Source organism: Xanthobacter sp. 126, assembly GCF_000526175.1.
GTDB lineage: Bacteria > Pseudomonadota > Alphaproteobacteria > Rhizobiales > Xanthobacteraceae > Xanthobacter > Xanthobacter aminoxidans.
On record NZ_JAFO01000001.1, the window covers coordinates 2,687,410 to 2,714,069 of the forward strand.

Here is a 26,660-nt window from a genome sequence, read left to right on the forward strand (position 1 = left end):
CGTCTACGGATCAGAGGGTCGTTCGCCGTCGAAGTGCGGCAATCCTTCTCCGAGATCACGGGCCATGTGCAGCGCCGAGCTGACCCAGATGTGATGGGTCGGCGGTACGCGGTCGGGATCGTCCAGCGTGCCGATGGTCACGTCCACATCGCTCTCCCGCGCCATGTCGAACACGATCGGGCTGCCGCAATTCACGCAGAAGCGCCGGGCGACGCCGGGGCTCGATTCGAAGGCGGCCGGCGTGCCCGAGATGAAGGTGACATCCTCCCGCGCCACGGAAACCCATGGCAGGGCCGCGGAGCCGGAGGCGCGGCGGCACATGGTGCAGTGGCACCAATAGGCGCTTTTCACGCGCTCCAGCCGATAGCGCAGGCGGCCGCACAGGCAGCCGCCCTCAAGGCGCGTCGCATCCCCCGTCATTGGCGTCACGCTGCGATGGAGAAGTCGGCCCAGACCGGCACATGGTCTGACGGCTTCTCCCAGGCGCGGACATGCTTGTCGACGCCCGTGGCAATCAGCCGATCGGCCGCCTGCGGCGACAGCAGGAGGTGGTCGATGCGGATGCCGTTGTCCCGCTGCCACGCGCCGGCCTGGTAGTCCCAGAAGGTGAACAGCCGCCCGGCATCGGACGTGGCGCGCAGGGCGTCCGTGAAGCCGAGATTGAGCAGGGAACGGAACGCTTGCCGGGTGCGCGGCAGGAACAGGGCGTCGCCCGTCCAGGCCGCGGGGTCGGCGGCGTCGCGCGGCTCGGGAATCACATTGAAGTCGCCGGCGAGCACCAGCGGCTCCTCCAGCTTCAGCCGGTCGGCCGCGAAGGCGGAAAGGCGCTCCATGAAACCGAGCTTGTAGGGGTATTTCTCCGTATCCGGCGGGTTGCCGTTGGGCAAATAGATGCAGGCCACCCGCACCACGCCGCCCTTCACCGACACCACCGCCTCGATGAAGCGGGCCTGCTCGTCGCCGTCATCGCCGGCAAGGCCGTGGGTCACGTCCTCCAGCGGCAGGCGGGAGAGGAGGGCGACGCCGTTGAACCCCTTCTGCCCATGCACGCTCACGTTATAGCCCAGCGCCTCGAACGCCTCTTTCGGGAAGGCCTCGGTCTGGCACTTGATCTCCTGGATGCAGACCACGTCCGGCCGGGTCTCGCCCAGCCAGCGGACTGCGTGGTCGAGGCGCTGGCGGATGGAATTCACGTTCCAGGTGGCGATGCGCATGGGATGGCGGCTCCTTCGCGGCGGAGGATACGCCGGCCCGCCGGGGAGGCAATGGGGCGGAGCGCCTTACCTATCGCCACGCCCGTCGACAATCCGCCAAAGGGTTGCGGCATCGGGAAAAGAGTGGCAGGAACGCCGGATGACAATCTCTGGCGGCCGGGCGGCATGACCTTCGCGTCCATCGAATTCCTGTTCTATTTTTTCCCGCTCTTTCTGGTCGCCTATTTCTCCGCGAAGACCATCACTACGCGGAACTACATCTTTCTCGCCTTCTCGCTCGTCTTCTATTCGGCGGGCTATACGCCGCACATCCTCATCCTGCTCGCGTCCGTTGCGGCGAACTTCTTTCTCGCCAAGGCCATCGAGGTGCGCGACGGCGCGGAGCGCAAGCGCGTGCTGGCGCTGGGCGTGACGCTGAACCTCGTGCTGCTTGGGGTGTTCAAATACACCGGCTTCCTGGCGGAGAACCTCAACGCCATCATCGAGCCCATGGGCGTGGCGCTGCCGGTGCCGCAGATCTCGCTGCCGCTGGGCATCTCCTTCTATTCGTTCCACGCCATTTCCTACCTCGCGGACATCTACAAGAAGAAGGTCCACGCCAACCGCGATCCGGCGCAGTTCGCCCTCTATATGTGCATGTTCCCGCAGCTCGTGGCCGGCCCCATCGTGCGCTACGCCACGGTGGCGCGGCAGCTGTCGCAGCGGCGGGTGACGCTCGGGCGGTTCTCGGCGGGCGCGCGGCTGTTCGTGATCGGTCTCGCCTGGAAGGTGCTGATCGCCGACGAGGTGGCGCGGCTGGTGGACGGGGTGTTCGACACCACCACCCACCCGACCTTCGTGGAGGCCTGGCTCGGCCTCTATGCCTATACGGTGCAGATCTATTTCGACTTCGCGGGCTATTCCACCATGGCGGTGGGCCTCGGCATCATGGTGGGCTTCGTGTTGCCGCGGAACTTCCGGCTGCCCTACACCGCGCATTCCATCACCGATTTCTGGCGGCGCTGGCACATGAGCCTGTCCGCCTTCCTGCGCGATTACCTCTACATCCCGCTGGGCGGAAACCGGCGGGGGGAAACGCGCACCTACATCAACCTCTCCGTTGTCTTCCTGCTCTGCGGCCTGTGGCACGGGGCAAGCTGGACCTTCGTGATCTGGGGTGCGCACCACGGCGCCTTCCTCATCATCGAGCGCGCCTTTCTTGGCCGCTGGCTGAAGCGGATGCCGGGGCTGGTGAGCCACCTCTACACGGTGCTGGTGGTGATGATCGGCTGGGTATGGTTCCGCGCCGATAGCCTGCCGGGGGCGATCGACATGTTCCACGGGCTCGTCGGCCTCAACGGTTTCAGCCGCGCCTCCATGGCGCTTGGCTTCGGCCTGACGCCGCTCGCCATCATGGCCCTCGTCGTGGGCGGGCTGATCGGCTTCTTCCGCTGGCCGCGCTGGAAAATCCTGTCGGGGGAGGGGGCCATGGCGCGGGTGGCGGATTTCGCGCTGATCGCGGTGCTGATGCTGGCGAGCGTCGCCTGGGTGGGCGGCACCAACGGCACACCCTTCCTCTACTACCGGTTCTGAGGCGCGCCCGATGACCCTGCTCTCCCGGCATCGCCGCTATCTGGGCGTCCTCGTCGCCGGCCTGTTCGGCTTCCTGCTGCTGTCGAACCTCATTCCCGATCCGCTCGCGAGCATGCAGTGGCGGGTGAAGGTGGCGCCCGAATGGGAATTCAGCCGCAAGCTGGACCTGTGGTTCCGCAACATCGGCATCTTCATCCAGGACAATTTCGGCTTCCGCGCCACCCTGCCGGTTCTGCGCCGGGAGCTTCGGGCGGAGCTGGACTCCCCCGACAGCAAGCCCTTCTATGCCGGCCGCGACGGCCAGCTGTTCTGGGGCCGGGAGCAGACGCCCGCGCAGTCCGCAGGGGCTCTGGTGCGCGCGGCGAACGTGGAGCGCTTCGTCGACATGCTCGGCGAGATGCAGCGCATCCTCGCGCCCCTCGGCACGAAGATCGTCGTCGCCCTCCCGCCCAACGCCCAGTCGGTGGAAACGCAGGCGCTGCCGCTATGGAACGATGCGCTCACCTACCCCACGACGGAGTACGACCTCGCGCTGGCGGGGTTGAAAGCGCGGGGCGTCACCACGGTGGATCTGCGCCCGGTGCTGAAGGCGAGCCCGGCGCCGCGTTATCTCCTCACCGACACCCATTGGAACGCCCGCTCGAGCATTCTCGCCTTCAATGCGGTGATGGTCGCCGCCGGTCATCCCGACTGGCAGGTGGACCCGGCGCAGGTCGTCGGGCCGCTGGAGCCGGCCGCGCGGGGCGACCTGCTGCGCGCCATGCGCATGCCGCCGGAGGTGAAGGAGGAGGATTTTCGCCTCAACCTGCCCGCCAAGGCGTCAAAGCCGCGCTTCGACCCCGTGTTGCGCAGCCTCAACGAGCACATCGCCTTCAAGTCGGTGGTGCGGGACTACGCGTCGCAGGGGCTCAAGGTCCTGATCATGGGCGATTCATTCACCGCCATGTCCTGGCCGCGACTGTTCGCCAATGCACCGGTGAAGGAGGTGGCCTGGATGCACGCCTCCGCCCGGGTGACTGGCAATTGCGACTTCAGCTTCGACGACGTGAAGCGCTACGCGCCGGACCTCATCATCTATGCCCGCACGGAGCGCTTCTTTCCCTGCTACGGCGACGACTGGCCCAAGGGCCTGCCGCGCCTGTGGCGCAGCGCCGTGCCGCGCAACGTGGCGCCTTAGCGGACGTGCGGCGGTCCAGCCGCCAAGCTGGAACGCGAGCGGCGCGTTTTCGCGTTGCGTGCAGCTGCGCCCGGGAGCGGATCAGACCGCGAAGCTGGACCCGCAGCCGCACTTGGCGGTGGCCATGGGGTTCGAGATCTTGAAGGCGGAGCCCATGAGATCGGCCTTGTAGTCGAGCTGGGAACCCTTGAAATAGTCGAGCGACAAGCGATCGACCACGATCTTGGCGCCTTCCTTCTCGATGACGAGGTCATCGTCCGACTGTTCCTGCGTCACATCATACTTGTAGGAAAAGCCGGAACAGCCGCCGCCTTCCACGCTGATGCGCAGGAACGTGCCGGCAGGCTCGGGAGAAAGAATCTGGCAGATGCGGCGCGCGGCCGCGTCGGTCACTGTGAAATCCACTTCCGTCACCGGAGCATCGGCGGGAGCGGTCGTCGGGGCGAGGGAGGTTTCCATGGTATCGACTTTACGAATTGAAGCTGGCAATGGCTTCTAAGGTAAGTCCATCCGCCCCCGATTTAAAGGGCGGGCGGTGCAAAAGGGTTTTGTGCGTCGCCGCAGGGTCTTGTGCCGCGCCGGCCGGAACGGGGGAGGGGCGGTCATGGCGGTGAGCGGCGCGACGCCCCGCGTGGCCTGGGCCTGCGAAGCCGAGCGGTCCCGCGGCCGGCTGGTCCCGGAGCCCGAGATGCCGCCGCGCAGCCCGTTCCGGCGCGATTGCGACCGCATCATCCATTCCACGGCCTTCCGCCGCCTGAAGCAGAAGACGCAGGTCTTCGTCTTCAACGAGGGCGACCACTACCGCACGCGCCTCACCCACACGCTGGAGGTGGTGCAGGTGGCCCGCTCCATCGCCCGCGCGCTGGGGCTGGATGAGGACCTCGCCGAGGCGCTGGCGCTGGCGCACGATCTCGGCCACCCGCCCTTCGCCCATGCCGGCGAGCGGGCGTTGGACGCCTGCATGGCGGGGCAGGGGGGCTTCGACCACAATGCCCAGTCGCTGCGCGTCGTCACCCGGATCGAGGGCCGCTATGCCGCCTTCGATGGCCTCAACCTGACGTGGGAGACGCTGGAAGGCATCGCCAAGCACAACGGCCCGCTGACAGACTGCGAGGGCAACGGCATCGGCCGCTACCGCGACGGGCTGCCCCACGCCATCCGCGTGCATTCGGCCCAGCAGGATCTCGAATTGTGGAGCCACGCGTCGGCGGAGGCACAGGTCGCCGCCATTTCCGACGACATCGCCTACGATGTGCATGACCTCGATGACGGTCTGCGCGCCCGCATGTTCACCCTGGACGACATCGCCGGCCTGCCTCTGGTGGGCGAGGCGCTGGCCAGCGTGCGCGGGCGCTATCCCGGGCTCGACGTGCCGCGCACGGTGAACGAGGTGCTGCGTCTGGTCATCACCCTGCTCATCGAGGATGTGGTGGCGGAAAGCACCCGCCGCGCGCAGGCCGCCGGCGTGGCCTCGGCGGAGGACGTGCGGGCCCTCGGCGCGCCCATCGTGGCGTTCTCGGATGCCATGCGGCAGAAGGAGAAGGCGCTGAAGGGCTTCCTCTTTCCGCGCATGTACCGGCACGAGCGGGTCAACCGCATCATGGCCGAGGCGCAGGGTGTCATCCGCGATCTGTTCGCCTATTTCATCAACCGCCCGAAGGACCTGCCGCCCTCCTGGCAGGACGGTATCGAGACGCTGGAAGGCGAGCGCCTCGCCCGCCGCGTCTGCGACTACATCGCGGGCATGACCGACCGCTACGCCCTCGACCAGCACGCCCGCTTCTTTGACTCGACACCGGACTTGCGTTAGGCGCGCCGGCAACCGAACCCGATTGGACCCCATTCCATGAACGTCTACGCGATCTTCGCCGATCACGTCCGCGAAGCCGTCGCCGCCCTTTCCGCCGAGGGCCTCGTCAAATCCGGCCTCGACCTCGCCCGCGTGGTGGTGGAGCCGCCGCGCGATGCGACCCATGGCGACCTCGCCACCAACGCGGCCATGGTGCTGTCCAAGGACGCCGGCCTGAAGCCGCGCGATCTCGCCGAGAAGATCGCGGGCAAGCTGCAGGCGGTGCCGGGCGTGGCGCGGGTGGACGTGGCCGGCCCCGGCTTCATCAACATCGCCCTCGATGCCGCCTTCTGGCCCAAGGTGCTCGCCGCCGCGCTCACCCAAGGCCTCTATTTCGGCCGCTCGACGCTGGGCGGGGGCGAGAAGGTGAATGTGGAGTACGTCTCCGCCAACCCCACCGGCCCCATGCATGTGGGGCATTGCCGGGGCGCGGTGTTCGGCGATGCCATGGCGCGCCTGCTGGCGTTCGCCGGCTTCGCCGTGACTAAAGAATACTACATCAACGACGCCGGCGCCCAGGTGGATGTGCTCGGCCGCTCCGTCTTCCTGCGTTATCGCGAGGCGGTGACGGGTGAGAAGGCCGACATTCCGGACGGACTCTATCCCGGTGACTATCTCGTCGCCGTCGGCCAGCAGCTCGCCGAGATGCACGGCGGGGAATACATGGCCGCACCAGAAAGCGAGTGGCTGCCGGTATTTCGCTCCTTCGCCATCGGCTGCATGATGGAGATGATCCGCGACGACCTCACCGCCCTCGGCATCGAGTTCGACGTGTTCTTCTCCGAGCGTTCGCTGGCCTTCGGCGCGGTGGACAAGGTGGGCGCCACCATCGAGGCGCTGCGCGCGTCCGGCGAGGTCTATGAGGGACGCCTGCCGCCGCCCAAGGGCGCGCCCATCGAGGATTGGGAGGATCGCGAGCAGACCCTGTTCCGCTCCACCGACTTCGGCGACGACGTGGACCGGCCGCTGAAGAAGTCGGACGGCAGCTACACCTATTTCGCCGGCGACATCGCCTACCACAAGGACAAGGTGGAGCGCGGCTTCCTCAAGATGATCGACGTCTGGGGCGCCGACCATGGTGGCTACGTGAAGCGCATGCAGGCGGCGGTGAAGGCCGTGTCGGGCGGCAAGGGCAGCCTCGATGTCGAGCTGATCCAGCTCGTGCGCCTGTTCCGCAATGGCGAGCCGGTGCGCATGTCGAAGCGCGCAGGCTCGTTCGTCACCCTGCGCGAGGTGGTGGACGAGGTGGGCCGCGATGCGGTGCGCTTCATGATGCTGTTCCGCAAGAATGACGCGCCGCTCGACTTTGACCTCGGCAAGGTGATCGAGCAGTCGCGTGAGAATCCCGTCTTCTACGTGCAGTATGCCCACGCCCGGGCCAAATCGATCCTGCGCAATGCAAGCGAGCAGTTCTCCGATCTGCCCGCCGAGCCTGCCGCCTTCGCCGGGGTCGCCTTGTCGCGACTCGACGACGAAGGCGAGCTGACGCTGCTGCGGCGCATCGCCTCCTGGCCGCGCCTCGTCGAGCAGGCGGCAACGGCGCGCGAGCCGCACCGCATTTCGTTCTTTCTGCATGATCTGGCGAGCGAGTTCCACGCCCAGTGGAACCGGGGAAAAGACTTGCCACATTTACGCTTCATTATCGAGAATGATCGAGATTTGACCTCGGCTCGCTTGGCTTTGGTGCATGGCGTGGCCACGGTACTCGCTTCCGGTCTCAAGGTGCTCGGGGTGGAGGCCGTTGACGAGATGAAATAATCGCTCGTCCGGTTGCGGCCTGGCATATGCTGGCCGAGGTGCGGGCGGGGCTTGTTGGCCGGTTCGCGAAGATCCGTTTCGCGAGGATCCGGCCGGGTGGGCGGCGCAACACATCGAGGCGACATGGGCGACGAAAGCAGGTACCGCTACCGGCGTGACGATGCTGCCACGGGAAGCGGCCCCGGCTCCCGGCCGGCGCAGGCCGCCAGTGGCGATCGCGCGAGTGGTCGTGATCCCCTCGCCGAGCTTGCTCGGCTCATTGATCACGATCCCTTCGACGATTTCGACGGGCTCCAGCCCGAACAGCAGTCCCGTTCGGGCGCGCCCCAGCAGAGCGCGCCCCAGCAGGCGGCCCCTCGCCCAGCCCCCGCGCAGCGCTATGCGCCGCCGGCAGCTCCCCCACCGGCGCAGCGTCTGGTGCCGCCTCAGCCGACGCGCGCCGCGCTCCAGCCGCCGCCCCGTCCGGCCGCTGTCGAACCCGATTATGATGAGGACGACGACGCCGAGGCGTGGAACACCGCCCCCGCACGCCAGCCCGCCGTTCCGGCGCGCGCCGCGCCCTCTTATGCGCCGGAGCCCCAGTCCCGCGCCCCGCAGGGCTATGGGCAGTCCGGCTATGCCCAGCCGGCCCCGTCCTACGCCCCCGCGCCGCGCCCGGCGGACCCGCGCGCGGCTGACGTTCGCCTGGGTTATGGCTCGCTCGCCCGCGATGCCGCCGCTGCCCGCGCCGTGCCGCCGCCGCAGCAGCAGCCGGCTCAGGATTATGACGATTACGACGACGACTATGACGACGGCGTAGACGATCCGCGCCAGCCCGATCCTCGCAATGCCGATCCTCGCAATGCCGATCCTCGCGCGCGGGCCGCCAGCTACGGGCAGGGTCAGGCCCCGCAGGCGCAGCAGGCTTACGGCCGGGCGGATGCCCAGGGATATCGCCAGGACGCACGCTCTCAAGATGCCCGGTATCAGGACGCGCGTTACCCGGACGACCGTCGTCCCGCCTCCGGCCAGCCGTCTCAGCAGGCGGCGCGCTACGACGACGAGACGGACGAGGCGGGCTACGCCTATTCCGCTGCGCGCCGTGACGAAGACTACGATTACGACGACTACGACGACCGCTACGATCCCGAATATGCCGATGACGGCTACATGCCGCCCCACGGCGATGAGATGTACGAGCCCGAGCCGCGCCGCCGCCGTGGTCGCACGGCGCTTCTGCTCGGCGTCTCGCTGGTCGGTCTCCTGGTCGCGGGCGTTGCCGGCGTGTTCGCCTACAACATGGCCGTGGGCCGCTCCGGCCTGATGTCATCGTCCAGCGCGCCGCCGGTCATCAAGGCCGATTCCGCCCCTGCCAAGACCACGACGCCGGCCACAGCAGACGCCCAGAAATCGATCTATGACCGCGTGGGCGGCCCCGTGACCGCCGGAAACGAGAAGATGGTGCCCCGCGAGGAGCAGCCGGTGGACGTGACGTCTGCCGCCCGCGCTCCTGCGGACAGCGCCCCGGCTGCGACCCAGCAGCCCATGCAGGCGACACAGAACCTCACCGAGCCCAAGCGCGTGCGCACCATGACCGTGCGCGCCGACGGCAGCGTGACGCCCGGCGTGCCCTCCAGCGCCGTCTCGGCCTATGCGCCGAGCCAGAACCCGATCCCGGTGGGGCTGCCGCAGCCCAATCCCGTCACCACCGTGCCTGCCTCCGCGCCAGCGGATGCGACGGCGAGCACGTCTCCCGCGCCCACGGCGGCCGGCACCTATGTGGTGCAGGTGGCTTCCCAGCGGTCCGAGAGCGATGCGCTCGGCTCGTGGAAGGCGCTGCAGGCCAAGTATCCGAACCTGCTCGGCAGCTACAAGGCAACGGTCAAGAAGGCGGACCTCGGCGACAAGGGCATCTATTACCGTGCCCAGGTCGGTCCCTTCGCCGGCCGCGACCAGGCCAACGAACTCTGTCAGTCCCTGCGCGCGCAGGGGGGCGATTGCGTCGTGACCAAGAACTGACGGGCGATCGCCGCACAGAACAGAAAAGCCGCCTTCGGGCGGCTTTTTCGTTTTCAGGACGCTGCGCTGCGCAGCAGGTCGAGGGCTTCGAGAACAGACAGCCGCCGGACCTCGGCACGGCCGATCTCGCCGAATCGCTTTTCTCGGTGGACGACCTCGCCGTCGCGGCGGGCACAGGCGAAATGGACGAGGCCCACTGGCTTGGCCGGCGAGCCTCCGCCCGGCCCGGCCACGCCGGTGATGGCCACCGCGGCATCCACGCTCGCCGTCTTCAGTGCACCCGCGGCCATGGCGCGTGCGGTTGCCTCGCTCACGGCGCCGTGAGCGGCAAGGGTCGCTTCAGGCACGCCGATCATCGCCATCTTGGCGGCGTTGGAATAGGTGACGAAGCCGCGATCCACCACATCCGACGATCCCGGCACCTCGGTGAGGGCGCCGGCCACGAGACCGCCGGTGCACGATTCTACCGTTGCCAGCGTCCAGCCGCGGGCGCGGAAGGCGTCGAGGACGGCGACCGCGCGGGCGTAGGTTTCCTCGTCCATCGTCAGATCTCCTTCCGTCAAAATTCTTGCCGTTAAATTTCCTGGCCCGCCGGCAGGCGGATGGTGGCGCTGGCCATGGCGGCGATGCCCTCGCGCCGGCCGGTGAAGCCGAGCTTCTCCGTGGTGGTGGCCTTAACCGAGATGCGCGCGGCTGGAACGTCCGTGATGCGCGCGATCTCGGCGCGGATGGCATCACGATGTGGGCCGACCTTCGGCGCCTCGCAGATGAGGGTGAGATCGAGGTGGGCGATACGCCCGCCGCGCGCCTTCACCTTTTCCACCGCATGGGCAAGGAAGCGGTCGGAGGACGCGCCCCTCCACTGCGGGTCCGAGGGCGGGAAATGCGCACCGATGTCGCCGTCGCAGAGCGCCCCCAGCAGGGCGTCGGTGAGGGCGTGCAGGCCCACGTCGGCATCCGAATGGCCGACCAGTCCGAAACCGTGTGGCACCGGGACGCCGCCGAGCATCACATGGTCGCCAGGACCGAAGGCATGGACGTCGAAGCCGGTACCGGTGCGCACGTCCGGCAGGTCGGCGAGCGTGGAAGCGGCGGCGCGGGTCATGTCTTCGGCTGTGGTCAATTTGATATTCCCTGTCTCGCCGGCAAAGGTCGCGACCCTGTGGCCGGCCCATTCCATCACCGAGGCATCGTCGGTCAGTGTTGTGACGCCGCTTTCCGCCGCCGCGCGATGGGCGGCCACGAGCGGGGCATAGCGGAACGCCTGGGGCGTCTGCACGGCGCGCAGCGCGGCGCGATCCACGGTCTCCTCAACCAGCCCGGCGGCGTCAACGCGCTTCACCGTGTCGGTCACCGCCAGCACCGGTATGGCGGCATCGGCTTCACCGGCCGCGGCGATGGCGCGGGCGATGAGATCGGGCGTGGCGTAGGGGCGGGCGGCATCGTGCACCAGCACGACCGCCGGCGCTCCCGTACCCGCCAGCGCCTCCAGCCCGGCGCGCACCGACTCCTGCCGCGTCGCGCCACCGGAAACCGGTGCCAGAATCTTGGGCAGGCCTCCTGCGGCGTCCGCAAAGAGGCCTGAATCATCGCTATGGATGACCGCAAGCACGGCCGTGACGGCGGGATGCTCGCAAAAAAGGCGCAGCGTGCGGCGCAGCACCGGCTCGCCGCCCATTTGCTGGTACTGCTTCGGCAAAGGCCCGCCCGCGCGGCTTCCGCGCCCGGCAGCCACCACGATCGCCACGCAGCCCGTGGCCGACGTTCCGGTCACGGCCGGCCCTCCTTTTTGAACGAAGGCGGCAGGTCAGGCTGGCAGCGCGAGTGGGGACCGGACATGCTGCGGTGCAACGGTGCGCACACTGCCCTTGCGTGCCGCGCACATTTGTCTAAGATGTAGGCAGAACACAGCTGGCCTAAATTCTGTGCAAGAGACTGTCCCATTGTCCATTCCGGCGTTGCGCCTCGGCGCCGTGACCCTGCCCAATCCGGTTATCCTCGCCCCCATGGCGGGAATCACCGATGCGCCGGTGCGGCGGATGGCTGTCCGCCATGGCGCGGGGCTCGTCATATCAGAAATGCTCGCCAGCGAGGCGCTTCTCGAGGGCCATCCCGAGATGCTGCTGCGCGCTGAAGGGGAGGGCGTGTCGTTTCATGCCGTCCAGATCGCCGGCAACGATCCGCGACTGATGGGAGAGGCCGCGCGCGTGGCCGAGGCCGCCGGAGCCGGACTCATCGACATCAACATGGGCTGCCCCGCCAAGCGCGTGACCACCGGCGCCGCCGGCGCCGCCCTGCTGCGCGACCTGCCTCTGGCGCGCGCCATCTTCGACGAGGTGCGCGGGGCGGTCAGCGTTCCGGTCACGGTGAAGACCCGCCTCGGCTGGGACGATGGCTCGCCCACCGCCGTGGCCCTCGCCGAAATGGCCGAGGCGTGCGGGCTTTCCATGGTGACGATCCACGGCCGCACCCGCTGCCAGTTCTACACCGGTCGCGCCGACTGGAGCGCCATCCGCGCGGTGAAGGATGCCGTATCGATCCCGGTGATCGCCAACGGCGACGTGGGGAGCCTTTCCGATGGACCGGCCATTCTCGCGGCATCCGGAGCCGACGGGCTCATGATCGGCCGTGGCGCGCAGGGCCGGCCCTGGTTTCCGGGCCGGGTGGCGCAGGTGCTCGCCGGCCGCATGGTCGAGGAGGATCCGCCGCTCGATCTGCAGCGGGACATCCTGCTGGAGCTCTACGAGGGTTGGCTCTCGCTCTATGGCACGGCCCTCGGCGTCCGGCAGGCGCGCAAGCATATCGGCTGGGCGCTCGATGCAGCGGCAACAGGGCAGGGGAACGCACGCGCCGCCTTTGTGGAGCGCTGGCGCAAGGCGCTGCTGGTGCTCGACGAGCCCGGCCGCGTGAAGGCCGGGATCACGGCGGCCTACGACGAACTCATGTGGAGGGCCGCGGCATGACGGCCGAAGCCAGAAAGCAAGACACACGGAAGATGGAAAAAAAGGCCAAGGGCAGTTCGAAGGCCGCGACCAAGGCTGCGGGCAAGGAGGTTGCCAACGAGGCGGCGAAGATGAAGGAGGCGCAGGAAGCCGTCATCCCGCCCGTTCACCCTGTCGCCAAGGCCGGCAGCGCCGAGCCCGGCATGACGCGCGCCATTCTCGATGCCGTGCCGCATCCGCTGTTCACCATCGCCGGCAACGGCCATGTGGTGGAGGCCAATGTGGCGGCCGAAGCCTTCTTCGAGGTCAGCGCCCCGCTGCTGCGCCGGCGTCCCCTGACCGAGTTCGTACCGTTCGGCACGCCGCTCCTCGGCCTCATCGATCAGGTGCGCCAGCGCGGCGCGCCGGTGAACGAATATCGCGTGGACCTCGGCACGCCCCGCAACGGCGGCGAGCGCATCGTGGACATCCATGTGGCGCCGGTGAACGAGCAGCCGGACCATGTGGTGGTGATGCTCCAGGAGCGGACCATCGCCGACAAGATGGACCGCCAGCTCACCCATCGCGGCGCTGCCCGCTCGGTGAGCGCGCTCGCCTCCATGCTGGCCCACGAGATCAAGAACCCGCTCTCCGGCATCCGCGGCGCGGCGCAGCTTCTGGAGCAGTCCGCCGACGACGAGGACCGGGCGCTGACCCGCCTCATCTGCGACGAGGCGGACCGCATCGTGAAGCTGGTGGACCGGATGGAGGTGTTCTCCGATGAGCGCCCGGTGGAGCGCGAGCCGGTGAACATCCATGCGGTGCTGGAGCATGTGCGCACGCTCGCGGCCTCGGGCTTTGCCCGCCATATCCGCTTCGTGGAGGAGTACGACCCCTCCTTGCCGCCGGTGCTCGCCAACCGCGACCAGCTCATCCAGGTGTTCCTGAACCTGGTGAAGAATGCGGCGGAAGCCATCGACAGCGATCAGGACGGCGAGATCCAGCTCACCACCGCCTTCCGCCCCGGCGTGCGGCTGATGGTGCCGGGCGCCTCCACCCGCGTCAGCCTGCCGCTTGAGTTCTGCGTGCGGGACAACGGCAAGGGCGTGCCGGAAGACCTCGTGCCCCACCTGTTCGACCCGTTCGTGACCACCAAGCCCACCGGCTCTGGCCTCGGTCTTGCTTTGGTGGCGAAGATCATCGGCGACCACGGCGGCATCGTCGAATGCGACAGCCAGCCCCGCCGCACCACGTTCCGCGTGCTCCTGCCCATGTATCGCGGCAAGAGCCCTGTTCGAGAGGACAATTGAGGTGTCGATGCCATCCGGAAGCATCCTGGTCGCCGACGACGATGCCGCGATCCGCACCGTGCTCAACCAGGCGCTCTCGCGCGCGGGATATGAGGTGCGGTCCTGCGGCAACGCCGCCACGCTGTGGCGCTGGGTGAGCCAGGGCGATGGCGATCTCGTCATCACCGACGTGGTGATGCCCGACGAGAACGCCTTCGACCTCCTGCCGCGCATCAAGAAGGCGCGGCCGGATCTGCCGGTCATCGTCATGAGCGCGCAGAACACCTTCATGACCGCCATCCGCGCCTCCGAGCGCGGGGCCTATGAATATCTGCCCAAGCCTTTCGACCTGAAGGAGCTGATTTCCATCGTCGGCCGCGCATTGTCGGAGCCCAAGAAGGGGGACGGTCACCACCACGCCCCCGAGGAGCAGGACAACATCCCGCTGGTGGGCCGCTCGCCCGCCATGCAGGAGATCTACCGCCTCCTCGCCCGCCTGATGCAGACCGACCTCACCGTGATGATCGCGGGCGAGAGCGGCACAGGCAAGGAGCTGGTGGCCCGCGCGCTGCACGATTACGGCAAGCGCCGCACCGGGCCGTTCGTCGCCATCAACATGGCGGCGATCCCGCGCGACCTCATCGAGTCCGAGCTGTTCGGCCACGAGAAGGGCTCCTTCACCGGCGCCACCACCCGCAATCCCGGCCGCTTCGAGCAGGCGGAGGGCGGCACGCTGTTCCTCGACGAGATCGGCGACATGCCGATGGAGGCACAGACCCGCCTGCTGCGCGTGCTTCAGCAGGGTGAATACACGACGGTCGGCGGGCGCACGCCCATCAAGACCGACGTGCGCATCATTGCCGCTACCAACAAGGATCTGCGCACGCTGATCCAGCAGGGCCTGTTCCGCGAAGACCTGTTCTTCCGCCTGAACGTGGTGCCCCTGCGCCTGCCGCCCCTGCGCGAGCGCTCGGAGGACGTGCCGGACCTCGTCCGCCACTTCTTCCTGCAAGCCGAGCGGGAAGGCCTGCCGGCCAAGCAGATCGACACCGCTGCCCTTGACCGGCTGAAGCGCTATCGCTGGCCCGGCAACGTGCGCGAGCTGGAAAACCTCGTCCGCCGCCTCGCCGCGCTCTATCCACAGGAGGTCATCACCCCCGCCATCATCGAGGCCGAGCTCTCCGAGCCCATGCCGAACATGCTGTCGGAAGAAGGCCCGGTGGACGCGACGCTTGCCGCCTCCGTCGAGCGCCACCTCAACACCTATTTCTCCGGCTTCGGCGAGAACCTGCCCCCGCCCGGCCTCTATCACCGTATCTTGAAGGACGTGGAATATCCGCTGCTCTCCGCTGCGCTCGCTGCCACCCGCGGCAACCAGATCAAGGCGGCGGAACTGCTTGGGCTCAACCGCAACACGTTGCGCAAGAAGATTCGCGATCTCGATATCCAGGTGATCCGCACGTCGCGGTGACCCCCACGTCTTGAGGCGCGCACACGCCCCGCGGGTGTCCCACCCGCGGGGTTTATTGACGGCCACGATATATCCAAATGAATATAGCTTGTTTGCTTGTTCATTTCGGAGCCTTGCCATGCGCGCCCGCATTTGCGCCGTTGTTTTTCTTTGCCTTTCCGCCGCCACGTCCCGCGCGGAGGATATCCGCCTTGTCGCGGCGGGCAGCCTCACCGGCGCTTTCAACGCGATGATCTCGGACTATGGCCGGAGCCACCCGAGGGATCACGTCTCCACCAAATGGGGCCCGTCCGGGGTGCTCAGGACAGAACTCGAAAACGGCGGCGCCTTCGACATCTTCGCGTCCGCCGCTCTGCCCCACGCGCAGGCGCTGACGGACAAGGGCCTTGCCAGCGACAGCGTCCTGTTCGCCCGCAACGCTTTGTGCGCCATCGCTCTGGCCGATGGCCCGGCACTCGCTTCCGACACGCTGGTGGAGACCCTGCTGAAGCCGGACATCCGCCTCGCCACCTCGACCCCGAAGGCCGATCCGGGCGGTGACTATACGTGGGAGCTGTTCGCGCTGATCGACAAGCAGCACCCGGGCGCGTTCGCCACGTTGAGCGGAAAGGCGCAGCAGGTATTCGGCGGCGCGGCCACGACCGGACCGCTCAACGGCCGCCACCGGCTGGCTGTAGCCCTTGGGGACAGGAGCGCGGACGTGGCGATCTACTACTGCTCAGGCACTCAGGAGATGAGCAAGGCGGAACCCGGCAGGTACAAGGTGGTGACGCTGCCGCGCGACCTTGCGGTCGGGCCGGAATATGGGCTGACGCTCGCCAACACGGCATCCCTGCCGGCCGCCGACTTCGCCATGTACATCCTCTCCCCGTCCGGCCAGAAGACCCTGTCGGATTTTGGCTTCATTCCGGTCACGTTGCCAGCCGCGCGCTGATTCGATCGCGGCCGGACGCCGCCCCGCCGCAGGGGACGGACTCTTGCGGGGCCTCATCTTTCGGATGGACAGAAAAGGCCGGGTCGTTCGTTGACCCGGCTACCTGCGTTTTGCTCCCTCACCGCAAATACGGTGGAAGGGGGATGCGTCTGTCACATTTTTGCACCAGTGTCGTTCCACTGCATCACTCTGGACTGCGCGAGTCGTCGCGCGGCCGGCAGCGTTGGGACGGTTAGGCACACATGAGCGATGAGCCGGTCAGATACGCCGCAAAAGACATGAGGCCGCGGCGCAGTCTGTTCTCGCGTCTGTTCGTGCCCGTTGTCGTTGTCCTGGCGCTGGCCACGGCGGTTGCGACCTTCGCCGTCATCATGGGCCTCACCTCCATCGTGCCGACGGAAGAGGTGGTCAACGGCTTGCTGACCGCCGCTGGCGCTGCCGTGCTTGTTCTCGTTGCCATCATCGGCCGAGAGGTGTGGCGCATCTTCCGGGCCCGGGCGCGCGGGCGCGCTGCCTCGCGCCTGCATGTGCGAATCATCGGGTTGTTCGCCGGCGTCGCGGTGGTGCCGGCGGTCGTGGTGGCGCTTGTGGCGAGCTTCACCCTCGACCGCACCCTCGACCGCTATTTCTCCGAGCGCACGCAGGAGATTGTCGGCTCGGCCTCCTCGGTCGCGCAGACCTATGTGCGCGAGCACGCCCTATCCATCCGCGGCGACGCCCTGGCCATGGCCAACGACCTGTCGCAGCAGAAGACCCTCTACGACACCGACATCGACAAGTTCCGGCAGGTGCTGACGGCCCAGGCTGCCCTCCGAAATGTGCCGGGCGCCCAGATCATCCATCGCGACCTGTCGGTGGTGGAACGGGCCAATCTGCGCACCGGACGCGAATTCCTCGTCCCCGCCAACATCGCCATCAACGAAGCAACCACCGAGCAGCCCATCATTTACGTGGACGCCGACTATGTGGGCGCCGTGGTCCCGCTCACCGGCTTCGACGATCTCTTCCTCTACGTGGCTCGGCCGATCGATCCGCGGGTGCTCGGCTATCTGAAGGTCACGAGCGAGACGCTCGCCGACTATCGCGCCTTGGAAGGCAGGCGCTTCCGCGTGCAGATCACCTTCGCGCTCATGTATGCCTTGATTACCCTCATCGTGTTGCTCTCGGCGGGGTGGATGGCCATCAATTTCTCCAAGTGGCTGGTTGCGCCCATCCGCCGTCTGATGTGGGCGGCGGATCGCGTGGCCAAGGGCAATCTCGACATCCAGGTGCCGGTGAACCGTGCAGAAGGCGACCTCGCCACCCTCGGCGAGACCTTCAACAAGATGACCGGCGAGCTGAAGACCCAGCGCAACGCCCTGGTCAGCGCCCGCGACCAGATGGACAGCCGCCGCCGCTTCACCGAGGCCGTGCTCTCCGGCGTCGGCGCGGGCGTGATCGGCCTTGATGCCGATGCCCGCGTCACCATCCTCAACCTCTCCGCCGAACGCCTTCTCGGTGTCACCGAGGCCGAGGGCCTCGGCCGCCCGCTCGCCGAGGTGGTGCCGGAGACGGCGGCCCTGCTGGAGGAGGCGCGGGGCGCCGGGCAGCGGGCGGTGCAAGGCAACATCACTGTCCAGCGCGACGGTCGCGAGCGCATCTTCGCCATGCGCGTCACCACCGAGCAATCGGGAGCCGAGGCGCACGGCTGGGTGGTGACGCTCGACGACATCACCGCCCTCATCACCGCCCAGCGCACCTCGGCATGGGCGGACGTGGCGCGGCGTATCGCCCACGAGATCAAGAACCCGCTTACCCCCATCCAGCTGTCCGCCGAGCGGCTGAAGCGCAAGTACGGCCGCCACATCACCCAGGATCGCGATGTGTTCGACCAGTGCACGGATACCATCATCCGGCAGGTGGGAGACATCGGCCGCATGGTGGACGAGTTCTCCTCCTTCGCCCGCATGCCCAAGCCCGTCGTCGATGCGCAGGATCTCGCCGAGACGGTCCGGCAGGCGGTATTCCTCATGCGGGTCGGACACCCCGACGTCACCTTCGAGGCCGAGCTGCCGGCAGCGCAGCCGGCCCGCTTCGACCGCCGGCTCATCAGCCAGGCACTCACCAACATTCTCAAGAACGCCGCGGAAGCCATCGAGGCTGTCCCGGACGCCGAGCGCGGCAAGGGCCGCATCCGCGTCCGCGTCTCCGCGGCGGGGGAGGATCTCCTGATCGACGTCATCGACAATGGCGCGGGCCTGCCGCGCGAGAAACGCAGCCGCCTGCTGGAGCCCTATGTGACCACGCGCGAGAAGGGGACGGGGCTCGGCCTCGCCATCGTCGGCAAGATCATGGAAGAGCACGGCGGCGGCATTGAACTCAACGATTCGCCCGAGGGTCGCGGCGCCTGGATCAGGCTCCGCATGCGGGCGGATGGTCTACCACCGGCCGGCGCGGGCGGGGCGCAACCGGTCCCTCAAGCAGGGAGGGCCTGATCCATGGCCATGGACATCCTCATCGTCGACGACGAGGCCGATATCGGCGAGCTGGTCGCCGGCATTCTGGAGGACGAGGGCTATTCCGCCCGCACCGCCCGGGATGCCGACGGCGCGCTCGGCGCCATTGCTTCGCGGCGGCCGAATCTCGTGTTCCTCGACATCTGGCTGCAGGGCAGCCGCCTCGATGGCCTGGAACTGCTCAACGAGATCAAGTCGCAGCACCCGGACCTGCCGGTGGTGATGATCTCCGGCCACGGCAACATCGAGACCGCGGTCGCCGCCATCAAGCGCGGGGCCTACGACTTCATCGAGAAGCCGTTCAATGCCGACCGGCTGGTGATGGTCACCGAGCGGGCGCTGGAAACGCTGCGTCTCAAGCGCGAGCTGAAGGAGCTGAAGCAGCTCACGCCGCACGGGCGCATCCTCGTCGGCCGCTCCAGCGCGATCCAGCAGCTCAAGGGCACCATTGAACGGGTCGGTCCCACCAACAGCCGCATCCTCATCGTCGGCCCCTCCGGCTCGGGCAAGGAACTCACCGCGCGGCTCGTTCACAGCGTTTCCGGGCGCGCGCAGGGGCCGTTCGTGGTGCTGAATTCCGCGGCCATGACGCCGGAGCGGCTGGAGTTCGAGCTGTTCGGCGTCGCGGACGGGGAGGGCAGGGAGCAGAAGCGCGGGGCGCTCGAAGAGGCGCACGGTGGCACGCTCTTCCTCGACGAGATCGCCGACATGCCGCGGGAGACGCAGAACCGCGTGCTGCGGGTGCTCGTGGAACAGACCTTCACCCGCGTCGGCTCCAACGACAAGGTGACGGTGGACGTGCGCATCATCTCCTCCACCGGGCGCAACCTGGAGGAGGAGATCGCCAAGGGCCGCTTCCGCGAGGATCTCTACCACCGCCTCTCGGTGGTGCCGATCCGCGTGCCGCCGCTCGCCGAGCGGCGCGAGGACATTCCCGATCTCGTGGACTTCTTCCTCGATAGCATCTCCCAGACCACCGGCCTGCCGCGCCGGCCCATCGGCGAGGACGCCATGGCGGTACTGCAATCCCACGACTGGCCGGGCAATGTGCGCCAGCTGCGCAACAATGTGGAGCGCCTGCTTATTCTTGCCGGCGGCGATCCGGAGGCGACCATCACCGCCGCCATGCTGCCGCCGGACGTGGGCGCGCTGGTGCCTACGCTTCCGAACGGCAACGGCGGCGAGCATCTGATGGGCCTGCCGCTGCGTGAGGCGCGCGAGGTGTTCGAGCGCGAATATCTCGCCGCCCAGATCAACCGCTTCGGCGGCAACATCTCGCGCACCGCCGAATTCGTCGGCATGGAGCGCTCGGCCCTTCATCGAAAGCTTAAGGCTCTCGGCGTAGGGTGAAGGTCCCCGGACGTGACCGGGGGGCGGGTTGACGGGGTGCCCGAAAAGGGGACTGCATCGGTGCGTTCGGTCCGCTGACCTGCGGGGGCCGGGCGCCGGGGGGAGGGTTCATGAAGGTCGTGATCTGCGGCGCGGGCCAGGTGGGGTTCGGCATCGCCGAGCGCCTCGCCGGTGAGCAGAACGACGTGTCCATCATCGACACGTCCCCGCGCCGCATCCAGATGGTGACGGAACAGCTCGACGTGCGCGGCGTGGTGGGGCAGGGGTCCCATCCGGACGTGCTCGCCCGCGCGGGCATCGAGCAGGCGGACATGCTCATCGCCGTGACCCTCCACGACGAGGTGAACATGGTGGCCTGCCAGGTGGGCCACGCCCTGTTCAACGTGCCGACCAAGCTCGCCCGCATCCGCGCCCAGACCTATCTCGCCCCCGAATGGCGCGACCTGTTCTCCCGCGACCAGCTGCCCATCGACGTCATCATCTCCCCCGAGGTGGAGGTGGGCGAGATGGTGCTGCGCCGCCTTTCCCTGCCCGGCGCCTCCGACACGGTGAGCTTCGCGGACGGTGCAGTGGTGATCGTCGGCGTCTCCTGCACCGAGGACTGCCCGGTGGTGGACACGCCGCTGAAGCAGCTGACCGAGCTTTTCCCGGACATCCAGGCGACCATCGTCGCGGTGAGCCGGGCCGGGCGCAGCTTCGTGCCGCGCTCCAACGACCAGCTTCTCACCGGTGATCTCGTCTATTTCGTCGCCCAGGCCGACCACGTGCAGCGCACGCTCTCCCTGTTCGGGCACGACGAGGTGCCGGCCCAGCGGATCGTCATCGCTGGCGGTGGCAATATCGGCTACTACGTCGCGACCGAGCTGGAGAAGCGCAACGCCGCCGCCCGCGTGAAGCTGATCGAGGCCTCCCGCGAGCGCTCGCAGACCATCGCCGAGGAACTGCGCCGCACCGTCGTGCTCAACGGCGACGCGCTGGAACGCGCCATCCTCGACGAGGCGGGCGTGGGGGAGGCGGACACAATGATCGCCCTCACCAACGACGATCGGATCAACATCCTCTCGTGCCTGCTCTCCAAGCAGGTGGGGGCAAAGCGCATCCTCGCGCTGCTGAACGAGCAGGGCTACGCCACCTTCGCCCGCGGCCTCGGCATCGACGCCCATGTGAATCCGCGCCAGATCACCGTCTCCAAGGTGCTCCAGCATGTGCGGCGCGGCCGCATCCGCGGCGTCCATGCGCTGCTCGACGGCTCGGGCGAGATGATCGAGGCGGAAGCGCTGGAAACCTCGCCGCTGGTGGGCAAGCCGCTGCGCGATCTCAGCCTGCTGGACGGGCTGCGTATCGGCGCCGTGGTGCGCAACGGGCAGGTACTGCTGCCGCGCGGCGATTTCGTCGTCCGCGCCCACGACCGGGTGGTGCTGTTCGCCCTCGCCGATCGCATCAAGCGCGTGGAGCAGCTGTTCCGCGTGGCCCTCGAATTCTTCTGAACCGACCTCAAGGTTCCCGACCCATGGCCAACGCCGCCCGCCCGCTTGCCGCCGGCATCGCCGCCATCGGGGCGTTCGCGCTCCTGCCGATGGCGGTTGCCGCGCGCACCGGCACGGGGCCGGTGGCCGTGTGGCTCGCCACGTCCGGCTTCTGCCTGTTCCTCGCGGGCTTGCTTCGCTTCACCACCCACGGGCTGGAGATGCGCCTGACGCGGTCAGGGGCCGTGGCGCTGGTGGCCTGTATGTGGCTGGTGCTGCCGCTGATGGCGACGCCGGCGGTCGCCATCGTCTCCGGCCTGTCGCCGCTTCAGGCCTGGTTCGAGGCGCTTTCCGCCTTCACCGCGACCGGTCTCACCGCGCTCCATCAGGGACCGGCGAGCCTCTATGTCTTCCTCGGACTGCTGCAATGGGCCGGCGGTCTCTTGACCGTGGTCACGGCGGTCGCCGTGCTGGCGCCGGCGGGGCTCGGCGGATTGCCGGATCGCACGCCGCGCGGCGGCACCGCGCTCGACGTGGTAGATCTGGTGAAGGTCCTGCGCGAGATCAGCCCCGCCTATGTGGCGGCGACCGCGCTGGCGATGATCGTGCTGCTCGCGTCCGGCGAGACCCTCTATGTGGCCTTCACGCTGGCCACCGCCGTGGTCTCTGCCGGCGCCCATCTGCCGCCGGAGGCACAACTGGCGCTGGCGCTCGACGAGACGCCCAAGTGGCTGCTGCTGCCCTTCCTCATCTTCAGCGCCACCAGCGTGCGCTGGCACCGGGCGCTGATCACCCGCCGCATCAACGCCGCGCCGGAGCAGGTGGAAAGCATCATCATCATCGGCTGGTGGGCGGTGCTCGGCATCATCCTCGGCGCCCTGCTGTTCCGCACCGACGAGATGTCGTCGCTCGACGCGGTGCGTGACGGCCTTTTCACCGCCGCCTCATTGATCTCGACCAGTGGCATCGGCCCGCATGAAGGCACCTATGCCAGCCTGCCGCTCGGCCTCGTCATTCTTGTAGTTCTGCTGGGCGGCGGCGCGCTGTCGGTGGCGGGCGGGCTGAAGATGCTGCGGCTGCGCGCCATCCTGCTGCGCACGCGGGGCGATCTCCTGCGCCTGGTCTATCCCCACATCGTCCTGCCCTCGGCGCTGGAGGGCGGCGTCGGTTCCGCCATGCGGGGCGTCTGGGCGGGGGCGGCGAGCCTCGCTTTCCTGTACGGCCTGTGCGTGATCGCGCTCAGTCCCGGCCTGCCCTCGCTCGATGCGGCGCTGGCGGCAGCGGCGGCGGTCGTCACCAATACCGGCCCGGTCTACGACGCCGCGGGCGGCGGCTGGCCGGCCATCTCCTCCCTGCCGTGGGGCTCGGTGCTGGTCGCCGGCATCGGCATGGTCGCGGGGCGGCTGGAGATCATCGGGCTTTTCGTCTTCATCCATCTCGCCATCTGGCGCACCTGAGGGCCGACGCAGTCATGTCGCGCATCGCCTACGTCAACGGACGCTATCTCCCCCATCGCGACGCCAGCGTGCATGTGGAGGATCGCGGCTATCAGTTCGCCGACGGCGTCTATGAGGTCTGCGAGGTGCTCGGCGGCCGGCTGGTGGACGAACGCCGGCATCTCGACCGGCTCGATCGCTCCCTGCGCGAGCTGTTCATTGCATCGCCCATGTCACGGGCGGCGCTGTCCGCGGTGCTCAGGGAAGTGGTGCGCCGCAACCACGTGCGCAACGGCATGGTCTACCTGCAGGTGTCCCGGGGCGTCGCACGTCGCGACCACGCCTTTCCTGCGCCGGATACCGCCCCCTCCATTGTCGTGACCGCCCGCCGCACCGACCGGGAGGCGCAGGAAGCGCTGGCGCGCAAGGGCGTCGCCGTCATCACCGTGCCGGAGAATCGCTGGCCGCGCGTCGACATCAAGAGCGTCTCCCTGCTGCCGAACGTGCTGGCGAAGCAGTTGGCGAAGGAGGCTGGTGCGCGCGAGGCGTGGTTCGTCGATGACGACGGCTATGTGACCGAAGGCGCCTCCACCAACGCCTGGATCGTGACCGCCGGCCGCACCATCGTCACGCGCCCCGCAGACAGCGGCATCCTCAGGGGAATCACCCGCACTGTGGCATTCGAGGTGGCGGCGGATCTCGGCTATACCATTGAGGAACGGCCGTTCACGGTTGCGGAGGCCCACGCCGCGGACGAGGCGTTCATCTCGGCCGCGACCACGGTCATCATGCCGGTCGTGATGATCGACGGTAGCCCGGTTGGATCAGGTGTCCCCGGCCCCGTCGCTAAGGCTTTACGATTGAAATTCCACGATTTTTCGGAAGTCGCCTGAGTTTGTCCCAGACCGGATCATGTTGCGGAGCAAAATAATATTGCGCCGCCATGGGGCTGTGCCATTCTAGGAGCCCAACTCTCACGGGGGTGTACACTCCATACGTGCGCTTGCCCGTGGGCCTCAACGCCGAAACAATGGATACGAAAATGGCGGCGGAACGGACACAAAATCTCCAAGACACTTTTCTCAATCACGTCCGCAAGAACAAGACTCCCCTCACGATTTTCCTGGTGAACGGGGTGAAATTGCAGGGCGTCGTTACTTGGTTCGATAATTTCTGCGTGCTCCTGCGCCGGGACGGGCATTCCCAGCTGGTTTACAAGCACGCGATTTCCACGATCATGCCGGGTCACCCGGTCCAGTTGTTCGATCCCACGGACGATGGGGGAGAAAAGGCTTAAGCGTGCAGCATCAAAGCGGGAAGAAGGCGGGCGGACGTTCAAAGTCCAAGGCAGATACGTCGAAGACGGCAACGTCCAAGCTCGCAGGCCGCAAGGTTGAAGGTCCCATCGACGCCGGGGAGGATATTCCGGTCCCCGGCGAGCATGAGGCGCTGCTGTCCGAATCCGGGATGGATTCCGAAAGCCCCACCCACGACACGACGCACGAGCCTACGCGTGGCGGTATCGACCGTCGCGCGCCGGCCGTGCGCTGTGCTGTCGTCACTCCCGTCGTCAGCCGGCGGGGCAGGGGAGGCGCGCCGGAACGGCGCAGCCCCGAGGCGCGGCTCGACGAGGCCGTGGGCCTTGCCGCCGCCATTGAGTTGAACGTCGTCTTCTCAGGCCTCGTATCTCTGTCCGAGATCCGCCCCGCGACCTATCTTGGTACCGGAAAAGTGGAAGAGCTGGCGGCGATCGTGGAGGCCGAGCATGTGGATCTCGTCTTCTTCGACGCTGCTCTGTCTCCCGTTCAGCAGCGCAATCTGGAGAAAGCCTGGTCCACCAAGGTTGTGGACCGCACCGCGCTGATTCTCGAAATTTTCGGCATGCGCGCCCGTACCAAGGAAGGCGCGTTGCAGGTGGAACTGGCCCACCTCAATTACCAGCGCTCCCGGCTGGTGCGTTCCTGGACCCATCTGGAACGCCAGCGCGGCGGCTTCGGCTTCCTCGGCGGCCCGGGCGAGACGCAGATCGAGGCCGACCGCCGTCTCATCGGCGATCGCATCATTCGCATCGAGAAGGAGCTGGAGCAGGTGAAGCGCACCCGCGGCCTGCACCGGGCGAGCCGCAAGCGCGTGCCTTATCCCATCGTTGCGCTGGTGGGCTACACCAACGCCGGCAAGTCCACGCTGTTCAACCGGCTCACCCGCGCCGAGGTGATGGCCAAGGACCTGCTGTTCGCCACGCTTGATCCGACCCTTCGGGCTGTGGACCTGCCGCATGGCACCCGCATCATCCTCTCCGACACGGTGGGCTTCATCTCCGAGCTGCCGACCCAGCTCGTCGCCGCCTTCCGGGCCACGCTGGAAGAGGTGCTGGAGGCGGACCTGATCCTGCACGTCCGCGACATCTCCCACCCCGACACCGAGGCGCAGGCGGCGGATGTGGCCGACGTGCTGGAAGACCTCGGGGTCGAGGTCAAGGACGGCGGACGGGTCATCGAGGTCTGGAACAAGATCGACCGGCTTTCGCCCGAGGCCCGCGAGCAGGTGCAGAACCAGACCCTGCGTGCGGGGGCCGAGGCGCCCGTTGCCGTCTCGGCCCTGACCGGGGAGGGGACGGACGACCTCCTCGGCGTCATCGAGCGTCGTATCACCTCCGGGCGCGTGACGCTTTCGGTGATCCTTGCGGCGGAGGACGGCGAGGGGCTCGGCTGGCTCTACCGCCATGGCGAGGTGCTGGAGCGCACCACCGGCGAGGACGGCGTGCTGCAGGTGGCCCTGCGCATTCCGCCGGAGCGCGCCGGCCTTGTCGCCCGGCGCTTCGGGGCGCGACGGGTCCACACCATGTAGGCGGCGTGCCGGCGGCTATTCGGCCGCCCGCTCGCTCTGCTTCTCCAGCCGCTTGGCGTCCTGCCAGAGGGCTTCCATCTCGTCGAGGCTGGCATCGTTCGGACGGCGGCCGTCCGCCGCGAGCTGTGTCTCCACATGGCCGAAGCGCCGGGTGAACTTCTCGTTGGTGCCGCGCAGCGCCGTCTCGGGATCGACGTCCGCATGGCGGGCGAGGTTCACCACGGCAAACAGCAGGTCGCCGATCTCGTCGCGGATGGCCTCGGTGCCGCCGGCGTCGAGGGCCTGCGAGACTTCCTCGGTCTCCTCGCGGATCTTGGCCAGCACCTGCCGCGCATCATTCCAGTCGAAGCCCACGCGGCTGGCTTTCTCCTGAAGCTTCAGGGCGCGGGTGAGGGCAGGGAGGGGCAGGGCGACGCCCGAGAGGGTCCCTTTTACGCCCTCCTCCGGCGCCAGCCCGGCAGCGGCGCGGGCGGCGGCGCGCTCGGCCTTCTCCTGTGCCTTGATCTCGGTCCACATCCCTTTCACCGCTTCGGGCGACAGATCGCGGGCGTCGCCGAACACATGGGGGTGCCGCCGCACCAGCTTGGACGTGATGGCCTCCACCACGTCAGGGAAGGCGAAGGTGCCTTCCTCCTCCGCCAGGCGGGCGTGGAACACCACCTGCAGCAGCAGGTCGCCCAGCTCTTCCTTCAGATCCGGCAAGTCGGCGCGGGCGATGGCATCCGCCACCTCATAGGCCTCTTCCAGCGTGTAGGGCGCGATGGTCGCGAAGGTCTGCTCCAGATCCCACGGGCAACCGGTGCCCGGCGTGCGCAGGGCCGCCATGATCTCGATGAGGCGCGCAATGTCGCGGGAGGGCTGCATGTGGGGCTCCGGAGGGATG

The 26,660-nt window shown here is 67.9% G+C and carries 22 protein-coding genes; 16 read left to right on the forward strand and 6 right to left on the reverse strand.

Annotated elements, in window-relative coordinates; genetic code table 11:
• Positions 1 to 3 precede the first annotated feature (3 nt).
• Both XAN126_RS0112855 and xth read right to left on the reverse strand, forming a co-directional pair.
• A complete protein-coding gene (locus XAN126_RS0112855; RefSeq protein ID WP_024278997.1) occupies positions 4 to 420 on the reverse strand; it encodes a GFA family protein in 417 nt (138 codons plus the stop codon).
• Positions 421 to 425: 5 nt separating this feature from the next.
• On the reverse strand, positions 426 to 1,214 hold the full coding sequence (gene xth / locus XAN126_RS0112860; RefSeq protein ID WP_024278998.1) for an exodeoxyribonuclease III: 789 nt from the start codon (positions 1,212 to 1,214) through the stop codon (positions 426 to 428).
• 165 nt (positions 1,215 to 1,379) lie between these two features.
• On the opposite strand from xth, the gene XAN126_RS0112865 reads away from it, so the two are divergent.
• Entirely contained in the window at positions 1,380 to 2,786 is a 1,407-nt protein-coding gene (locus tag XAN126_RS0112865) for an MBOAT family O-acyltransferase (protein WP_024278999.1), read from the forward strand.
• Positions 2,787 to 2,796: 10 nt separating this feature from the next.
• On the forward strand, positions 2,797 to 3,963 hold the full coding sequence (locus XAN126_RS0112870) for a hypothetical protein (RefSeq protein WP_024279000.1): 1,167 nt from the start codon (positions 2,797 to 2,799) through the stop codon (positions 3,961 to 3,963).
• A gap of 81 nt (positions 3,964 to 4,044) precedes the next feature.
• Here the strand turns inward: XAN126_RS0112870 and XAN126_RS0112875 are convergent, their stop codons facing one another.
• Complete coding sequence (locus XAN126_RS0112875) at positions 4,045 to 4,422, reverse strand: iron-sulfur cluster assembly accessory protein (protein ID WP_081762624.1); 378 nt, start codon at positions 4,420 to 4,422, stop codon at positions 4,045 to 4,047.
• A 145-nt stretch (positions 4,423 to 4,567) separates the two neighbouring features.
• Here XAN126_RS0112875 and XAN126_RS0112880 point away from each other — a divergent pair, with 145 nt between their 5' ends.
• The 3 genes from XAN126_RS0112880 (at position 4,568) to XAN126_RS27175 (ending at position 9,568) form a co-directional block, all read left to right on the forward strand.
• Positions 4,568 to 5,773 (forward strand): deoxyguanosinetriphosphate triphosphohydrolase, encoded by a 1,206-nt coding sequence (locus tag XAN126_RS0112880; protein ID WP_024279002.1) that lies wholly within the window; start codon positions 4,568 to 4,570, stop codon positions 5,771 to 5,773.
• Between the two features lie 36 nt (positions 5,774 to 5,809).
• Complete coding sequence (gene argS / locus XAN126_RS0112885; protein ID WP_024279003.1) at positions 5,810 to 7,570, forward strand: arginine--tRNA ligase; 1,761 nt, start codon at positions 5,810 to 5,812, stop codon at positions 7,568 to 7,570.
• Between the two features lie 123 nt (positions 7,571 to 7,693).
• Positions 7,694 to 9,568, forward strand: coding sequence for an SPOR domain-containing protein (locus XAN126_RS27175; RefSeq protein WP_155982299.1), 1,875 nt, complete (start codon positions 7,694 to 7,696; stop codon positions 9,566 to 9,568).
• Positions 9,569 to 9,621: 53 nt separating this feature from the next.
• Here XAN126_RS27175 and XAN126_RS26330 read toward each other — a convergent pair whose 3' ends face one another.
• Positions 9,622 to 10,110, reverse strand: coding sequence for a CinA family protein (locus XAN126_RS26330; protein WP_024279005.1), 489 nt, complete (start codon positions 10,108 to 10,110; stop codon positions 9,622 to 9,624).
• 32 nt (positions 10,111 to 10,142) lie between these two features.
• On the reverse strand, positions 10,143 to 11,342 hold the full coding sequence (locus tag XAN126_RS0112900) for a bifunctional 2-C-methyl-D-erythritol 4-phosphate cytidylyltransferase/2-C-methyl-D-erythritol 2,4-cyclodiphosphate synthase (RefSeq protein ID WP_024279006.1): 1,200 nt from the start codon (positions 11,340 to 11,342) through the stop codon (positions 10,143 to 10,145).
• Between the two features lie 169 nt (positions 11,343 to 11,511).
• Between XAN126_RS0112900 and dusB the strand changes: the two genes are divergently transcribed.
• The 11 genes from dusB (at position 11,512) to hflX (ending at position 25,777) form a co-directional block, all read left to right on the forward strand.
• Positions 11,512 to 12,531, forward strand: a complete 1,020-nt coding sequence (dusB, locus tag XAN126_RS0112905) for a tRNA dihydrouridine synthase DusB (protein WP_245272252.1) — start codon at positions 11,512 to 11,514, stop codon at positions 12,529 to 12,531.
• Between the two features lie 182 nt (positions 12,532 to 12,713).
• Entirely contained in the window at positions 12,714 to 13,799 is a 1,086-nt protein-coding gene (locus tag XAN126_RS0112910; RefSeq protein ID WP_081762840.1) for a nitrogen regulation protein NR(II), read from the forward strand.
• Between the two features lie 7 nt (positions 13,800 to 13,806).
• A complete protein-coding gene (gene ntrC / locus XAN126_RS0112915) occupies positions 13,807 to 15,249 on the forward strand; it encodes a nitrogen regulation protein NR(I) (RefSeq protein WP_024279009.1) in 1,443 nt (480 codons plus the stop codon).
• A gap of 118 nt (positions 15,250 to 15,367) precedes the next feature.
• The gene (locus XAN126_RS0112920; RefSeq protein WP_024279010.1) at positions 15,368 to 16,183 is read left to right on the forward strand and encodes a substrate-binding domain-containing protein; all 816 of its coding nucleotides are present in this window, start codon (positions 15,368 to 15,370) and stop codon (positions 16,181 to 16,183) included.
• 314 nt (positions 16,184 to 16,497) lie between these two features.
• Entirely contained in the window at positions 16,498 to 18,657 is a 2,160-nt protein-coding gene (locus XAN126_RS0112925; protein ID WP_245272253.1) for a PAS domain-containing sensor histidine kinase, read from the forward strand.
• Between the two features lie 3 nt (positions 18,658 to 18,660).
• Positions 18,661 to 20,028, forward strand: coding sequence for a sigma-54 dependent transcriptional regulator (locus XAN126_RS0112930; protein ID WP_024279012.1), 1,368 nt, complete (start codon positions 18,661 to 18,663; stop codon positions 20,026 to 20,028).
• Between the two features lie 110 nt (positions 20,029 to 20,138).
• Positions 20,139 to 21,515, forward strand: a complete 1,377-nt coding sequence (gene trkA, locus XAN126_RS0112935; RefSeq protein WP_024279013.1) for a Trk system potassium transporter TrkA — start codon at positions 20,139 to 20,141, stop codon at positions 21,513 to 21,515.
• Between the two features lie 23 nt (positions 21,516 to 21,538).
• Positions 21,539 to 22,951 carry a hypothetical protein gene (locus XAN126_RS0112940; RefSeq protein ID WP_024279014.1) on the forward strand — a complete coding sequence of 471 codons (1,413 nt, stop codon included), beginning with the start codon at positions 21,539 to 21,541 and terminating at the stop codon, positions 22,949 to 22,951.
• Positions 22,952 to 22,965: 14 nt separating this feature from the next.
• Positions 22,966 to 23,823: a D-amino-acid transaminase gene (locus XAN126_RS0112945; RefSeq protein WP_024279015.1), complete on the forward strand. Its 858-nt coding sequence runs from the start codon at positions 22,966 to 22,968 to the stop codon at positions 23,821 to 23,823.
• Between the two features lie 149 nt (positions 23,824 to 23,972).
• Complete coding sequence (hfq, locus tag XAN126_RS0112950; RefSeq protein ID WP_024279016.1) at positions 23,973 to 24,227, forward strand: RNA chaperone Hfq; 255 nt, start codon at positions 23,973 to 23,975, stop codon at positions 24,225 to 24,227.
• A gap of 170 nt (positions 24,228 to 24,397) precedes the next feature.
• Entirely contained in the window at positions 24,398 to 25,777 is a 1,380-nt protein-coding gene (gene hflX, locus XAN126_RS0112955) for a GTPase HflX (RefSeq protein WP_029877129.1), read from the forward strand.
• Between the two features lie 15 nt (positions 25,778 to 25,792).
• On the opposite strand, the gene mazG is transcribed toward hflX, so the two are convergent.
• Positions 25,793 to 26,641, reverse strand: a complete 849-nt coding sequence (gene mazG / locus XAN126_RS0112960) for a nucleoside triphosphate pyrophosphohydrolase (protein WP_024279018.1) — start codon at positions 26,639 to 26,641, stop codon at positions 25,793 to 25,795.
• Positions 26,642 to 26,660 lie beyond the last annotated feature (19 nt).